Raw genomic sequence first — 14,218 nt, 5'->3', positions numbered from 1 at the left:
GCGCTTTCCTATGCATCCGCACGGAATCACAAAAAGATAACGACGAGGGCTTGTCGTCGTTATCTTTCCGTTATAGAGTGCTCGCACGGTAGTTGTTTTGCTGTGGCAGCTACCGGCATGTGATTGCAGGACACTCTTGGTGCAAAGGGACAAGGGCCGGCCGGAAGCCTCTCCGACCGGCCCTTACTGCTGCCCCCGCAGCGCGCGGTCGAGCCGGGCGCCTCATCGCTTCCTCCACAGGCGCCAGCCCTAGGGACTTATACACAGTTTCTTCCTCTGACCAGGCGTATCCTGCGGCCGATGTCGGACCCCCTCGCGACAATGGAGGGTATGACGGCAGCATCCATTCTCGAGATCGACACCCCGGTGAGCGCCCCCGCGCAGCTTGCCGGCATCGTCGACGGGATCGCCGATCGTCGTCGCCGCATCGCGGCGCTGCAGGCCGAAGAGGCGTCGTTGCTGGCGCAGGCGCAGTCCTACGCGCTGGCCCGAATGGATCACGGGCGGCGCGAGGCCGACCAGCCCCGCGACATCCCGTTGCGCTCCGTCGCCGCCGAGATCGCCGCCGCCACCCGCGCGTGCGATCGCACGGTGTTGGCGCGCATGTCCGACGCCGACCTGCTGGTCACCCGCTTCCCCCTCACCTTCGCGCACCTGAGCGACGGGCGCATCGACCAGACCCACGCGAGTGTCATCGTGGCTGCCGGCCTCCCGATCGACGACGCCGAGGCCCGCACCGGCTATGAGCAGGCCGTGCTCGAGATCGCCGCCCGCGAGACGCCGAGCCGGCTGCGTCCCCTCGCACGCACCCTCGCCCAGCGGGCGCATCCCGTGCCGCTCGACGACCGCCATCGGGCGGCCGCGCGCGGACGTCGCGTGTGGATGCGCGACCTCGACGACGAGATGGCCGAGTTCGGCGGCATCGCGCCGGCGCACCTGGTACACGGCATCTACGACCGGGTCACGAGCCTCGCGCGCGCCGTGGTCGACGCGCGGCACGGTGACGGCGATGCCCGCGCCGGCACTCGCGGCGGCCTCAGCGGCGCTCCCGAACTCCCCGGACTCGCCCCCGACCACCGCGATGCCCGCGCCGACGACCGCTCGCTCGACGAGGTGCGCGCCGACGTGCTCTGCGACCTGCTGCTCACCGGGCACGCCACCTCCGAGGCGTCCGCGGCATCGATCCCCGCCGCCGACGCCATCCGCGCCCGCGTGCAGATCACCGTGCCGGCGCTCGCCCTCCTCGGCCGCAGCACCGCGGCGGCCGACCTGTCGGGCCACGGACCGATCCCCCTCGACATCGCCCGGCAGCTCACCGCCGACGCCCCCGGCTGGGACAGGGTGCTCACCGATCCCGTCACCGGCTGCGTGATCGCCGTCGACCGCTACCGCCCGCTCGAGCAGCAGCGGCGCGCCCTGCGTGTGCGCGACGAGCACTGCCGCTTCCCCGGATGCCGTCAGCCGACGCACCGCTGCGACATCGACCACACCGTCGCCGCCGCGCACGACGGTCCGACCGAAATCTGCAATCTCGCCCACCTGTGCCGCCGACATCACACCCTGAAGCACCACTCCGCCTGGCGGGTGGAGCAGCAGCCCGGCGGCACCCTCGTGTGGACCAGCCCCCTCGGGCGACGCTACGACGACGTTCCCGCCCGCCGGCTGATCTTCACCGTCGCCGACGATCCCCCGCCGTTCTAGCTCGCGTTGCGTGGGCACCGACCTCGGCCGCGTGATCCTCGCTCGCCCGCTTCAACCGCGCCACGTGGTACCGCCAGCCTTCTTCGTGTTCAGCGAGCAACGACAGCGAAGTCCGCGCGCGGATGAATCCCGACTCGGTGAGTGTGAGCGAGGTTGACTCCCCTCGCGCAACGAGGTCGATCACGACGTCGAGCGGGTGATCCCAGCCCTCTTCCGCCCACCTGAATCCGAGAAGATGCGGCTCTTCGCATCGCGTGACGCTTCCCGTCGCACTCCGCTGGCGCCCTTCCTCGACCCAGGTCTCCGTCAGGGGCGAGCCGACAACCGCTTCGAAGCGCATCTCGGGCCACCAGGCATCCCGCCCCGCGGTCAGGCACCACCAAGCGACCTCGACGGACGCGTGGATGTCCGTTGCCACCACCAGCGAATCACGACGCACACGGACAAGCTATCGACGCAACGACGCCCTGCCGCAACACGTCCCACGCCGTGTCGGTCACGAGGCTGAAGACGAGTGGGGCCAGGGCGCCCACCCACCGGGGAGGCGGTCGAGCACAGGCCTCGCCGCGGCGAGTCGCTCGGCGGGCAGGTCGCGGGCGCGTGATCGCCCCGACGCCGCACCGTCGGGGAAGGTGAACGCGTATTCCATCCAGGGGTCGCGGGTGCGTTCCACGGTCTCCCGGTAGTGCCCGGCGACGACCGCGAACACATGTCGCTCGAGTTCGTCGGCTTCCGCCTGCCACGTCGAGTCGCAGGCATCGCACCCGCAGATGGGGTAGTGGAAGTCGTGCAAGAGGCCCGCGTGCATGTAGACCCCCGGGTATGCGGTCAAGACCAGCGTCACGGACGCGCACGTTTCGTCAGCGGGCCGTATTCGCACCGCGCGCACCACGTCATGGAATGCCGGGCGCACCAGATCGTCGGCCACCTCGGCGCCCTCGTCGATCTCGACCTCATACGTGTCCCGGAGATGCGCGATCAGAGCCTCCGCCACGGTGTGCAGCGGCGCGAACCTCTCGGGATGCGTGTCGACCGAATAGGTGTCCTCCGGCGGCGACCCCTGCCACCGGTCGCCGTAGTCGATGACCCGACCGTCGACGTCCCGGAACACGACGTCGTCGATCGAGGGACGGATGAAGCTGCTCACCCCCGTCATCCTCTCGCACGGTGAGGCATCGGTCGAGCCGCACCCCGCAGCCGGCTACACGCCGCCGCCACCTCCACCGCCGCCACCGCCACCGGCGCTCCCGCCCCCGGCGGAACCGCCCGCGCTCGACGACGAGGCCGTCGCGGCGGCCGACAGCGAGCCGATGCCCCCGGCGAACGACGCCGCATCGAAGCTCCCGGTGCCGACGTACCAGTACGGCACGGCGGCGCCCGTGGCCGCGTACAGCACCGTGAGACGCTGCGACCACTGCTTCTCCTGGCCGAACACCACGGCATACGGCAGCAGCCGTTCGTAGAGCCTCAGCATCTGCCGCGGGTCGTCGACGTCGACGTCGACCCGCTCGGCCCCGGCCGGCGACTGCAGCATGCGGATGCGGTCGGCCTCGGCCCACCCGATGAACTCCTCCAGCCCCTTGAGGTGATCACGCACCTCGGCGCCGGCCGCTGTCAGCGGCGAGCGGAACACCACCGCGAGGGTCACGATCACCGCCGCGAAGGCGAGCACGATCACCACGAAGATCAGCCACGCATCGGCTCCCGCCACCCCCGACACACCCGCCGCGGCGCCGAACCCGAACGCGAGGCCCAGCGCGAGCACCGAGGCCACCAGCGGCACCACGCGCACGCGGGTGGGCACCGTGCGGCGCAGCCCCTTGTCTTTGATGTCGGTCGTCGCCGACGACAAGATGCCCTGCGCGACCTCGGAGAACCGAGTGTCCTGCCGGCCGAACTCGTACTGATCGCCCGGGCTGCCGCCGGGGAACAACCCGTCCAGCAGCATCCGGCCGTCGCCGTCGGCGCGCGACGGGTCGACGAGCTCCGCGATCAGCGGGGTGCCGCCGAAGCGCTTCTTCTCCCCCTCGACGATGCGGATCGACCCGGCCACCGCCTGCTCGAGCACCTCGGCGGGGATGCCCTTCGACGGGCGCCCGAGCAGCACCGACGCCTCGAGCGCGTCGACGTCGCGGGGCGGCGTGTACTCGGCGATGATCGTGGGCCGACCCGGCGCATCGGCGAGCCGGCGACGGCGCACGACGATCGCCCAGATCAGCGCGCCGATCGCGCCGACACCGGCCAGCAGCTGCGCCCAGCCCCACGGCGAGGCGAAGTACGACGTGTCGAACGGCACGAACGCGCCGTCGGCGAACCCCACCGCCAGGGTCAGCGTCTGGTGCGGGGCGAGCCCCTCGGCCCGCGCCTCGATCACCACGCCCCCGTCGCCGCCGGGCGTCGAGGTGACGCCGGCGCACGCCGTGTCGGCATCCTGATCACCCTGGTAGCAGGCGAGCCGGCCCGCCAGCTCGCCGGCGAGCTCGGCATCCAGGTGCAGGCGCGCGGTGACCTCGCCGAACGGCTGCGCCCAGTCGACGCCGTTGACGTCCCAATAGAACTCGAGCCCGGTGTCGGGGAAGTCCCACGTCACGTTCTCGAGCGTGTAGGTGATGACGAAGGTCTGCACGCCGCGCAGATAGTCGTCGGCGCGCGAGACGATCACGTACGCGCCGTCGTCCTCCTCGGCCTCGGCCGGGCGCGCGCCGCCGTTCTCGTCGGTGATCGAGACCAGGTCGGGCCGGGTCGGCTGCCCGTTGTAGTCGGTGGGCACGAGCCGGCGGATGCCGCGGTTCTGATCGGCATCCGGAAAGCGCGCCACGATCGTCTCGACCACCGTCATCCGCGCCACCCCGTCGGCGTCGCGGGTGAGCGTGTAGTCGGCGTCCATCCGGTCGAAGGTGAAATCGTCGACGTCGGCGGCGGCCGGCACGGCGAAGACGACGGATGCCGTCAGCGCCAGCAGCAGGATCGTCACGGCTCGCAAGAGTCGGCTCATGCCGCCAGCCTGCCAGGTCTTCCCGCCGGGGCGGCGCCGCCGACGCGACTAATGTGGACGCCATGACCGACCGCCGTCTCGCCATCTCGGCCTGGGAGAGCCTCTTCCGCGCCCAGCACGAGGTGCTGCACGAGATCAGCGGCGACTTCGACGACGACGTGCTCGGGCAGGGCGAGTACGACGTGCTGCTCACCGTCACCCGCGCCGAAGGCAAGTCGGCCCGGCTGCGCGACGTGACGGCCAACATGCTCATCAGCCAGCCGAGCGTCTCGCGCCTGGTCGACCGCATGGTCTCGCGCGGGCTCATCACCAAGTGCCCCGACCCGCGCGACGGCCGCGGCGCCATCGTCACCGCCACCGAGGCCGGGGTCTCGGCGTTCCGCCGCGTCGCCACCGCGCACGGCCAGTCGATCGCCGAGCGCATGTCGGTGCTCAGCGACGACGAACTCGCCCAGCTGCGCGACCTCACCGCGAAGCTGCGCGCCGCGCGCCCCTGAGCACGAGCCGCTCGACCGGCACGACGGGTTCTCGCGCTACGGCGTGCGCCGGCGCAGGGTGAGCGACGCGAGCACGAGCGACCCGGCGGCGAAGGCCGCCACGATGAGGAGCGGCCCCCACAGGTCGCTGCCGCTCTCACCGGCGGCCACGGCGTTGACCGCATCGATGGCGTGGCTGAGCGGCAGCCAGTCGCTGATGGCGAACAGCACGTCGGGCATGTCCTCCCGGGGCATGAACAGGCCGCCGAGGATGATCTGCGGGAACACCAGCAGCGGCATGAACTGCACCGCCTGGAACTCGGTGCGCGCGAACGCACTGGCCAGCAGCCCCAGCGCCGTGCCCAGCACGGCATCCACCACCGCCACCAGTCCCAGCTGCCAGATCGGGCCGTCGACGGTGAGCCCGCACACCAGCACGGCGAAGGCCACCGTCACCACCGCCTGCAGCGTGGCCATGAGGCCGAAGGCCAGGGCGTACCCGGCGATGAAGTCGGCCTTGGCCAGCGGCGTCGCCATGAGGCGCTCGAGGGTGCCGCCGCGGCGCTCGCGCAGCGTGGTGATCGAGGTGATGAGGAACATGATCACGAACGGGAACAGCGCCAGGATCGCCCCGCCGAACTGGTCGAACACACCCTCCTGCTCGCTGAAAAGCCAGGCGAACAGACCCACCAGCAGGCTCGGCGCCACGAGCATCAGCGCGATCGAGCGCGGATCGTGGCTCAGCTGGCGCAGCACCCGCCCCGCGGTGGCGAGGGTGCGTGCCGGGCTCATGCGGCGTCCTCGCCGGCGTCGGCGCGGCGGATGAGCGCCAGGAACGCGGCATCCGGATCGGCGGCGCCGGTCTCGGTGAGCAGCCGCTCGGGCGTCGTGTCGGCCACGAGGCTGCCGGCGCGCAGCAGCAGCAGGCGGTCGCAGCGCAGCGCCTCGTCCATCACGTGGCTCGACACCAGCAGGGTCGTGCCCGCGTCGGCGAGGCCACGGAACACGTCCCACAGCTCGGCGCGCAGCAGCGGGTCGAGCCCGACGGTCGGCTCGTCGAGCACGATCAGCTCGGGCGTGCCGAGCATCGCCACCGCCAGCGACACCCGGTTCTCCTGCCCGCCGCTGAGCGCGTCCACCCGCTGACGCGCCTGCGCGCGCAGCCCCACCTGATCGATCACCCGGTCGACGTCGGCGGCGCCCGCGCCGATCACCCGCGCGAAGTAGCGCAGGTTCTGCCCCACCGTGAGGTCGCCGTACACCGACGCACCCTGGGTGTCGTAGGCCACCCGGCGCCGCAGCGCAGGGCTGCCGGCCGGTTCTCCCAGCACCGTCACCGCACCCGCCGCGTGCTGCTGCACACCGACGATCGCGCGGATCAGCGTCGTCTTGCCGCACCCCGACGGGCCGAGCAGGCCCGTGATCGCACCGCGGGGGATGTCGACGTCGAGGCCGGCGAACACGCTCGTCGACCCGCGCTGCACCCGCAGCCCGCGGATGCTGACGGCGACGTCGCTGAGCTCCATGCGATGACTCTGCGCCGCAGGACGCGGCGACGTCAAGCGGTCGGGCGGGTGTCCTTGCCGTCGAGCCACAGCGTGTCGGACTCGTCGCCGTGCGCGCCGCCGGCTCCCACGTGCTTCGCCGAGATCTGCGGGCCCTTCGTGATCACGTGCACGAGCGCCATCGCGTGACCGCGGCCGAGCCCGTAGTCGGCGGCGAGCCACTCCACGATCGGCGTCGCCTTCGTGCCGAGGCCGAACCCCTTCGCGGTCGCGAGCTCGATGAAGCCGCGCGGGGTGATTCCCGTCTTGGTCTCGATGTTGTCGAGATATGCCTGGAACGACATCCTGTCTCCTCTTCGTCGGCGCGCGGCGGCGTCAGGGCTTCTGGAACGCGACCAGTGCGACGAGGTTGCCCTCGCTGTCGCGGATGAACGCCTGCCACTCATCGTGCCCGGCCGGGCCGAGGATGTCGTCGTCGTGGCGGAAGATCACGTGCGGGGCGCTCTCGACCTGCACGAGGTCGCCGAGCCGCTCGAGGGTCTCGTGCACGTTGTCGACCCGCAGGTACAGCAGACCGGACGGCGCCTTCGGGTCGAGCAGCAGCCGGATGCCGTCGAGGTCGAAGAACAGGAGTCCCTGGTCGTCGAACCGCGCCAGCGGCTCGCGTTCGAGCAGCACCGTGTAGAAATCGGCGGCGCGGGTCAGGTCGTCGGCGTGCTGGGCGATCTGAACGAGGTCCATGCCGACCAGCATGACACCCCCGCCGAGGTGGCGCCTAGGCTGGTTGCGGCGGAAGGAGCACCATGACCGCACTGAGCACCCTCGACGTCGACCGGGCGGCCGCCGACGCCGCCGCCGATGCCGCAGGCCGCGTCGACGACGCGTTCGCCGCCCGCCTCGACGTGCAGTTCCCGGGACTGCACGAACGGTTCCTGCTGCTCTACGGCGACCGGCCCGACGGGCAGGACGCCCTGGCCCAGGTCGTCGCGCTCGCCTCGTCGTCGTGGAACGCCCGCCCCCTCGACCTGAAGGTGCACGACGCCCGGCGCAGCGCCGAGCCCGACTGGTTCCAGTCGGAGCGCACCCTCGCGGGCGTCTGCTACGTCGACCGGTTCGGGGGCAACCTCGCCGGCATCCGCGATCAGATCCCCTTCTTCCGCGAGCTCGGCCTCACCGCACTGCACCTCATGCCGCTGTTCGAGGCGCCCGTCGGCGACAGCGACGGCGGCTACGCCGTGTCGAGCTACCGCCGCGTCGACCCGAGTCTGGGCACGATGGCCCAGCTGGCCGACCTCGCCGCCGACCTGCGCCTGGCGGGCATCTCGCTGATGCTCGACTTCGTCTTCAACCACACCAGCTGCGAGCACGAGTGGGCCCGGCGCGCGGTGGCCGGCGATGCCGCATTCGACGACTTCTACCTGATCTTCCCCGACCGCGAGATGCCCGACCGGTACGAGCAGACCACGCGCGAGATCTTCCCCGACGACCACCGCGGCTCGTTCGTGCAGCTGCCCGACGGCCGCTGGATCTGGTCGACGTTCTACCACTTCCAGTGGGACCTGAACTATGCGAACCCGTGGGTGTTCCGCGCGATGGCGGGCGAGATGCTGTTCCTGGCGAACCAGGGCGTCGAGCTGCTGCGCATGGATGCCGTCGCGTTCATCTGGAAGCGCCTGGGCACGACCTGCGAGTCGCAGCCCGAGGCCCACCTGCTGCTGCAGGCCTTCCACGCCGTGCTCGCCCTGGGCGCCCCCGGCATGGCGTTCGTGTCGGAGGCGATCGTGCACCCCGACGAGGTGGTCTCCTACATCTCGCCCGAGGAATGCGAGCTGTCGTACAACCCGCTGCAGATGGCGCTCACGTGGGAGGCGCTGGCCACCCGCGACGGGCGGCTGCTGCAGCAGGCGCTCGAACGCCGTCACGCGCTCCCGGCCGGCACCGCCTGGCTGAACTACGTGCGCAGCCACGACGACATCGGGTGGACGTTCGCCGACGAGGATGCCGCCGAGCTCGGCATCGACGCCCACGCGCACCGCCGCTTTCTCAACGCCTTCTACACGGGTCGTTTCGACGGCGCGTTCGCCCGCGGTGTGCCGTTCCAGGAGAACCCCGACACCGGCGACGCGCGCGTGACGGGCACCACCGCCTCCCTCGCCGGCGTCGAGGCGGGCGACCCGCACGGCGAAGACCGCGTGGTGCTCGCCCATGCGCTGGCCTTCTCCACCGGCGGCGTGCCGCTGCTCTACCTCGGCGACGAGGTCGCCCAACTCAACGACTACTCCTACGCCGACGACCCCGCCCGCCGGGGCGATGCCCGCTGGGTGCACCGCGGCAACCGCCCGCGCGACCGCTATGCGCAGAAGGCCGACCCGGGCACCGCCGCGGGACGGGTCTTCCGCCGCCTCACCGAGCTCATCCGGGTGCGACAGGCCACCCCCGAGTTCGCCGGCAACGCGCTCATCGGCTTCGACACGCCGCATCCGTCGGTGGTGTCGTTCCAGCGCCCCGGTGACGACGGCGTCGTGCTCGTGCTGGCCAACGTCGCCGACGAGCCGGTCACCGTCGACGCGGTCACGCTGTCGGGGTTCGCCGCCGCAGCCCGCGATCTGCTCGGCGACGTCGAGGTCGACCTCGCCCGCGACGTCGAGCTGCCCGCGCACGGCGTGCTCTGGCTGCGGGTCACCGCCGCCTGAGCCCGCTCAGCGCGTGAGCACGCTCAGCGCGTGAGCACGCTCAGCGCGTGAGGATGAGCGCTTCGCCCTGACCGCCGCCGCCGCACAGGCCCACCGCCGCCGTGCCGCCGCCCCGGCGGACGAGCTCATGCACGGCGTGCACGACGATGCGGCAGCCCGACGCGCCGATGGGGTGCCCGAGGGCGATGCCGCCGCCGTGCACGTTGACGATGTCCTCCGAGATGCCCAGCTCGCGCTGCGAGACGGCCACCACGGCGCCGAACGCCTCGTTGATCTCGACGAGATCGAGGTCGTCCGCGGCGATCCCCTGCCGCTGGAGCGCCTGCGAGATGGCGCGCGCCGGCTGCGCGTGCAGCGAGTTGTCGGGGCCGGCGACCTGGCCCGCCGCGCCGATGACGGCCAGCACCGGCCACCCCTCGGCATCCGCGTGGGAACGCGTGGTCACCACCACCGCCGCCGCGCCGTCGGAGATCTGCGAGGCGTTGCCCGCCGTGATCGTGCCGCCCTCGGCGAACGCGGCCCGCAGGCCCCCGAGGGTGTCGACGGTGGTGTCGGGGCGGATGCCCTCGTCGGTGGTGACGCGCACCGGCTCGCCGCGGCGCTGCGGCACCTCGACGGCGACGATCTCGGCGTCGAACAGGCCGCCGTCGCGGGCGGCCGCGGCGCGCTGGTGCGAGAGGGCCGCCACGCGGTCCTGCTCGTCGCGCCCCACGCGGTACGACGGGTTGAGCCGCTCGGTCGACGCGCCCATCGACTCGCGGTCGTAGGCGTCGGTGAGGCCGTCGTAGGCCATGTGGTCGAGCACCTCGACGCTGCCGTAGGCCCAGCCGTCCCGCGATCCGGGCAGCAGGTGCGGGGCGCGGGTCATCGACTCCATGCCGCCGGCGACCACGACGGTCGCGTCGCCGCACGCGATCATGCGCTTGGCGTCGATGATCGCGGCCAGCCCCGACAGACACACCTTGTTGACCGAGGATGCCGGCACGTCCCACCCGACGCCGCCCAGCAGCGCCGCCTGGCGGGCCGGGTTCTGCCCGGCGCCGGCGGGGAGAACCTGCCCGAGGATCACGGCGTCGACGGCCGCGGCGGGGACCCCGCCCTGCGCCAGCGCCCCGGCGATCGCGAAGCCGCCGAGCTGGGCGGCGGTGAACGAGGCCAGCTGCCCCTTGAGCCGGCCCTGCGGGGTGCGGGCTGCGGCGACGATGACGATGTCGTCGGCGGTCATGTCAGTTCTCCCCTCGGTCGCCGATGGCGACGATCAGTTGCGGCTCGGTGGCGGCGCGCACCTCGTCGACGCTCACGCCGGGCGCCGTCTCCACCAGCACCAGGCCGGCCTCGGTCACATCGATGACGGCGAGGTCGGTGATGATGCGGTCGACCACTCCCCTGCCGGTCAGCGGCAGCGAACACTCGTCGACGATCTTCGCAGACCCGTCGCGGGCGACGTGCTCCATCAGCACGATCACGCGCGCGGCGCCGTGCACGAGGTCCATCGCCCCGCCCGGCCCTTTGACCATCTTCCCCGGGATCATCCAGTTGGCGAGGTCGCCGCGGGCCGAGACCTGCATGGCGCCGAGGATGGCCGCGTCGATCTTGCCCCCGCGGATCATGCCGAAGCTCGTCGCCGAGTCGAAGAAGGCCGCCCCCGGCAGCACCGTCACCGTCTCTTTGCCCGCGTTGATGAGGTCGGCATCCACGGCATCCTCGGCCGGGTACGGCCCGACCCCGAGGATGCCGTTCTCGGACTGCAGCACGACCGTCACCCCCGCCGGCACGTGATTGGGCACGAGGGTCGGCAGCCCGATGCCGAGGTTCACGTACGACCCGTCGGTCAGCTCGGCCGCCGCACGGGCGGCCATCTCGGTGCGGGTGAGCGCCACGGTCAGGCCTCGCTTCCGGTGGTGCGGGCGGCGGGTGGGGGCGCGGCGACCGTGCGGCGCTCGATGCGCTTCTCGATGCCGGTGCCGACCTCGACGACGCGGTGCACGTAGACGCCGGGCAGGTGCACGGTGTCGGGGTCGATCGTGCCGGGCTCGACGAGCTCTTCCACCTGCGCGATGCACACGCGGCCGGCCATCGCCGCCAGCGGTGAGAAGTTCTGCGCCGCCTTGCGGAACACGAGGTTGCCGTGGCGGTCGCCGCGCCACGCGTGCACGAGCGCAAAGTCGGTGGCGATGGCCTCTTCGAGCACGTACTCGCGGCCGTCGAAGACGCGCACCTCCTTCACCGGCGAGGCCAGCGCCACCCCGCCGGCGCCGTCGTAGCGCCGCGGCAGGCCCCCCTCGGCGACCTGCGTGCCCACGCCCGTCTGCGTGAAGAAGGCGGCGATGCCCGCGCCCCCCGCGCGCAGCTTCTCGGCGAGGGTGCCCTGCGGGGTCAGCTCGAGTTCGAGCTCACCCGAGAGGAACTGCCGCTCGAACTCCTTGTTCTCGCCGACGTACGACGAAGTCATCTTGCGGATGCGGCGGGCCGCCAGCAGCACGCCCAGCCCCCAGTCGTCGACGCCGCAGTTGTTCGACACCACCGACAGCTCGCGGGTGCCCTGCGCCAGCAGCGCCTCGATGAGCGCGATGGGGTTGCCGCTCAGCCCGAACCCGCCGACGGCGATGCTCGCCCCGTCGGGGATGTCGGCCACGGCCTCCGCCGCCGACGGCCAGGTCTTGTCGATCACGTCCGCTCCTTCGCGCTCGGCTGCCCCGTCGCTGCGGGGGCGTCACCGATCCTGCGCGCGGGCGGCGGCACCCGGCAGGGCGGGGCTTGCGATGTGGATGCCGGCGCGCGTAGCGTCCACATCGTGGACACCTCGCCCCGCTCCGCACCCGCGTCGGCCGCCACCGGCACGCAGGCGGTGGCGCGCGCGGCGGCTCTGCTGAAGACGGTGGGCCTCGCCGGCGACGGGGGCACCCGCACCTCCGACCTGGCCCGGCGCGCGGGCCTCACCCGCCCGACGACCCACCGGCTTCTCGTGGCGCTGCGCGAGGAGGGCCTGATCGACCAGGACGAGGCCACCGGCGCCTGGGTTCCCGGCCCCGAGCTGTATCTCATGGGCATCGCGGCCGCGGCCCGCTACGACATCGTCGACCTCAGCCGCGACATCGTGCGCTCGCTCGCGGTGCGCACCGAAGAGAGCGCGTTCCTGTCGGTGCGCCGCGGCGACGAGACGGTGTGCGTGCTGCGCGAAGACGGCAGCTTCCCCATCCGGTCGTTCGTGCTCTCCGAAGGCGTGCGCTTTCCGCTGGGTGTGGCCTCGGCCGGCCTCGCGATCCTGTCGTTCCTGCCACCTCACGATGTGGATGCCTACTTCGCACGGCATCCCGACATCGCCACCGCCTGGGGCGCCGCCCACAGCGAGGCGCGCATCCGGGCCCGCATCGGCGACACCACCGCGCGCGGCTTCGCCCTCAACGCCGGTCTCGTCGTGGAGGGCAGCTACGGACTGGGGGCGGCGGTGTTCGACGGCGCCGGCGAGCCGCAATGGGCGCTGAGCCTCACCGGCGTGCACTTCCGCTTCTCCCCCGACCGCATCCCCGAACTCGGTCGCACGCTGCTGGCCCACGCCCACCAGCTCACGCAGCGGCTCGCGAGCGCCCGGCGCGGCTAGATGCTCCGGGCGCCGTTCCGCGCGGGCACGACGGCCGAAACGGATGCCGGAAGCCCCCGCTCCCGACATCCGTCCTGCGCCGGCGCTTCTCGCGCCGACGCCCCGCATGCCCGATTGCCCGGCGCCGATTCTGGCCCCTTGTCGCGCTCGGAGACGGGCATGTCTGTGGCGCCCCCGCTCAGGTCACCGGCATACCGCCGGTGACGGCGATGGTCTCGCCGACGACATAGCTCGACTCCTGCGAGGCGAGGAACACGTAGGCGGGCGCGAGCTCGACGGGCTGCCCGGCGCGCCCGATCGGCGTCTGCTCGCCGAAGCTCTCGATCTTCTCGTTGGGCACGAACGCGGGCTGCAGCGGCGTCCAGATGGGGCCGGGGGCGACTCCGTTGACGCGGATGCCGCGTTCGATGAGCTGCTGCGCGGTCGCGCGCGTCCAGTTGGCGATGCCGGCCTTCGAGACGGCGTACTCCGACAGCGACGGCGACGGGTCGAACCCCTGGATGCTGGAGGTGGTGATGATCGACGACCCCGGCTTCAGGTGCGGCGAGGCCGCCTTGGTGAGCCAGAACAGCGGATAGATGTTGACCTTCACGACGTGATCGAGGGTCTTCGTCTCGAAGTCGTCGATGCTGTCGACGGTGGGCATCGTGCCGGCGTTGATCACGAGGATGTCGAGGCCGCCGAGCTCGGCGACCGCCTTCTCGACGGTGTCGATGTTGGTCTGCTCGTCCTGCAGGTCGCCGGGCAGCAGCACCGCGGTGCGGCCCTCGGCGCGCACCAGCTCGGCGACCTCTTCGGCCTGCTTCTGCTCGGCGGGCAGGTACGAGATCGCGACGTCGGCGCCCTCGCGGGCGTAGGCGATGGCGACGGCACGGCCGATGCCCGAGTCGGCGCCGGTGACGAGCGCCTTGCGGGCCGGAAGCCGGCCGAAGCCCACATAGGTCTTCTCGCCGTGGTCGGGCGCCGGGTCCATCTTGTGGATGTCACCGGGGGCGTCCTGCTGCTGCGGCGGGAACGGCGGGCGCGGGTACTGGGTCGTCGGGTCCTGGGGGGTGTACATGTTCGCCATACCGCCACGCTACGAAGCCGCGGCGGGGCCCGAGACCCCCTTGCCAGCGGGCCCCCGGCCCGCTACGGGCCGCCTCTCCCGGGCGGCGCCGCCGGCATCCCGGCTCCCGCCGCGAGCACCGCCCATAGCCACCGTCACCGGGGCACGCAACCCCCGTCCGGCCTCGACGCGACCGGTG

General features: G+C 72.2%; 15 protein-coding genes. 4 read left to right on the top strand and 11 right to left on the bottom strand.

Annotated elements, in window-relative coordinates:
• The first annotated feature begins 330 nt into the window (after positions 1–330).
• Positions 331–1,701: an HNH endonuclease signature motif containing protein gene (locus tag N3K63_RS14140; RefSeq protein ID WP_261580837.1), complete on the top strand. Its 1,371-nt coding sequence runs from the start codon at positions 331–333 to the stop codon at positions 1,699–1,701.
• Here the strand turns inward: N3K63_RS14140 and N3K63_RS14135 are convergent.
• The 3 genes from N3K63_RS14135 to N3K63_RS14125 are packed head-to-tail and all read right to left on the bottom strand — an operon-like array spanning position 1,670 to position 4,696.
• The gene (locus N3K63_RS14135) at positions 1,670–2,140 is read right to left on the bottom strand and encodes an SRPBCC family protein (RefSeq protein ID WP_261580836.1); all 471 of its coding nucleotides are present in this window, start codon (positions 2,138–2,140) and stop codon (positions 1,670–1,672) included. The genes N3K63_RS14140 and N3K63_RS14135 overlap by 32 nt on opposite strands.
• A gap of 57 nt (positions 2,141–2,197) precedes the next feature.
• Positions 2,198–2,857 (bottom strand): DUF6226 family protein, encoded by a 660-nt coding sequence (locus tag N3K63_RS14130; protein ID WP_261580835.1) that lies wholly within the window; start codon positions 2,855–2,857, stop codon positions 2,198–2,200.
• A 45-nt stretch (positions 2,858–2,902) separates the two neighbouring features.
• Positions 2,903–4,696: a DUF2207 domain-containing protein gene (locus tag N3K63_RS14125; RefSeq protein ID WP_261580834.1), complete on the bottom strand. Its 1,794-nt coding sequence runs from the start codon at positions 4,694–4,696 to the stop codon at positions 2,903–2,905.
• Positions 4,697–4,758: 62 nt separating this feature from the next.
• On the opposite strand from N3K63_RS14125, the gene N3K63_RS14120 reads away from it, so the two are divergent.
• On the top strand, positions 4,759–5,193 hold the full coding sequence (locus tag N3K63_RS14120; protein WP_261580833.1) for a MarR family winged helix-turn-helix transcriptional regulator: 435 nt from the start codon (positions 4,759–4,761) through the stop codon (positions 5,191–5,193).
• 36 nt (positions 5,194–5,229) lie between these two features.
• On the opposite strand, the gene N3K63_RS14115 is transcribed toward N3K63_RS14120, so the two are convergent.
• Genes N3K63_RS14115 through N3K63_RS14100 form a run of 4 tightly spaced genes read right to left on the bottom strand, consistent with a single transcriptional unit; the run spans position 5,230 to position 7,418 of the window.
• A complete protein-coding gene (locus tag N3K63_RS14115) occupies positions 5,230–5,964 on the bottom strand; it encodes an ABC transporter permease (protein WP_261580832.1) in 735 nt (244 codons plus the stop codon).
• Positions 5,961–6,698, bottom strand: coding sequence for an ABC transporter ATP-binding protein (locus N3K63_RS14110; RefSeq protein ID WP_261580831.1), 738 nt, complete (start codon positions 6,696–6,698; stop codon positions 5,961–5,963). Before N3K63_RS14110 ends, N3K63_RS14115 begins: the two co-directional genes overlap by 4 nt.
• Positions 6,699–6,730: 32 nt before the next feature.
• Positions 6,731–7,021, bottom strand: coding sequence for a DUF4287 domain-containing protein (locus tag N3K63_RS14105; RefSeq protein WP_261580830.1), 291 nt, complete (start codon positions 7,019–7,021; stop codon positions 6,731–6,733).
• Positions 7,022–7,052: 31 nt separating this feature from the next.
• On the bottom strand, positions 7,053–7,418 hold the full coding sequence (locus N3K63_RS14100) for a VOC family protein (protein ID WP_261580829.1): 366 nt from the start codon (positions 7,416–7,418) through the stop codon (positions 7,053–7,055).
• A 62-nt stretch (positions 7,419–7,480) separates the two neighbouring features.
• Between N3K63_RS14100 and N3K63_RS14095 the strand changes: the two genes are divergently transcribed.
• Positions 7,481–9,370 (top strand): amylosucrase, encoded by a 1,890-nt coding sequence (locus N3K63_RS14095; protein ID WP_261580828.1) that lies wholly within the window; start codon positions 7,481–7,483, stop codon positions 9,368–9,370.
• A 40-nt stretch (positions 9,371–9,410) separates the two neighbouring features.
• Here the strand turns inward: N3K63_RS14095 and N3K63_RS14090 are convergent, their stop codons facing one another.
• Genes N3K63_RS14090 through N3K63_RS14080 form a run of 3 tightly spaced genes read right to left on the bottom strand, consistent with a single transcriptional unit; the run spans position 9,411 to position 12,041 of the window.
• Entirely contained in the window at positions 9,411–10,595 is a 1,185-nt protein-coding gene (locus tag N3K63_RS14090) for an acetyl-CoA C-acetyltransferase (protein ID WP_261580827.1), read from the bottom strand.
• A gap of 1 nt (position 10,596) precedes the next feature.
• Entirely contained in the window at positions 10,597–11,250 is a 654-nt protein-coding gene (locus N3K63_RS14085) for a 3-oxoacid CoA-transferase subunit B (protein ID WP_261580826.1), read from the bottom strand.
• Positions 11,251–11,252: 2 nt separating this feature from the next.
• Entirely contained in the window at positions 11,253–12,041 is a 789-nt protein-coding gene (locus N3K63_RS14080; protein ID WP_261580825.1) for a CoA transferase subunit A, read from the bottom strand.
• 123 nt (positions 12,042–12,164) lie between these two features.
• Here N3K63_RS14080 and N3K63_RS14075 point away from each other — a divergent pair, with 123 nt between their 5' ends.
• Positions 12,165–12,971, top strand: a complete 807-nt coding sequence (locus N3K63_RS14075) for an IclR family transcriptional regulator (RefSeq protein WP_261580824.1) — start codon at positions 12,165–12,167, stop codon at positions 12,969–12,971.
• A gap of 178 nt (positions 12,972–13,149) precedes the next feature.
• Here the strand turns inward: N3K63_RS14075 and N3K63_RS14070 are convergent, their stop codons facing one another.
• Positions 13,150–14,040 carry an SDR family oxidoreductase gene (locus N3K63_RS14070; protein ID WP_390895265.1) on the bottom strand — a complete coding sequence of 297 codons (891 nt, stop codon included), beginning with the start codon at positions 14,038–14,040 and terminating at the stop codon, positions 13,150–13,152.
• Between the last annotated feature and the right edge of the window lie 178 nt (positions 14,041–14,218).

Origin of the sequence: Microbacterium festucae (assembly GCF_025421715.1) — a bacterium.
Lineage (GTDB): Bacteria > Actinomycetota > Actinomycetes > Actinomycetales > Microbacteriaceae > Microbacterium > Microbacterium festucae.
Note: the sequence above shows the minus strand (reverse complement) of the source record. Positions and strands in the feature narration are given on the sequence as shown.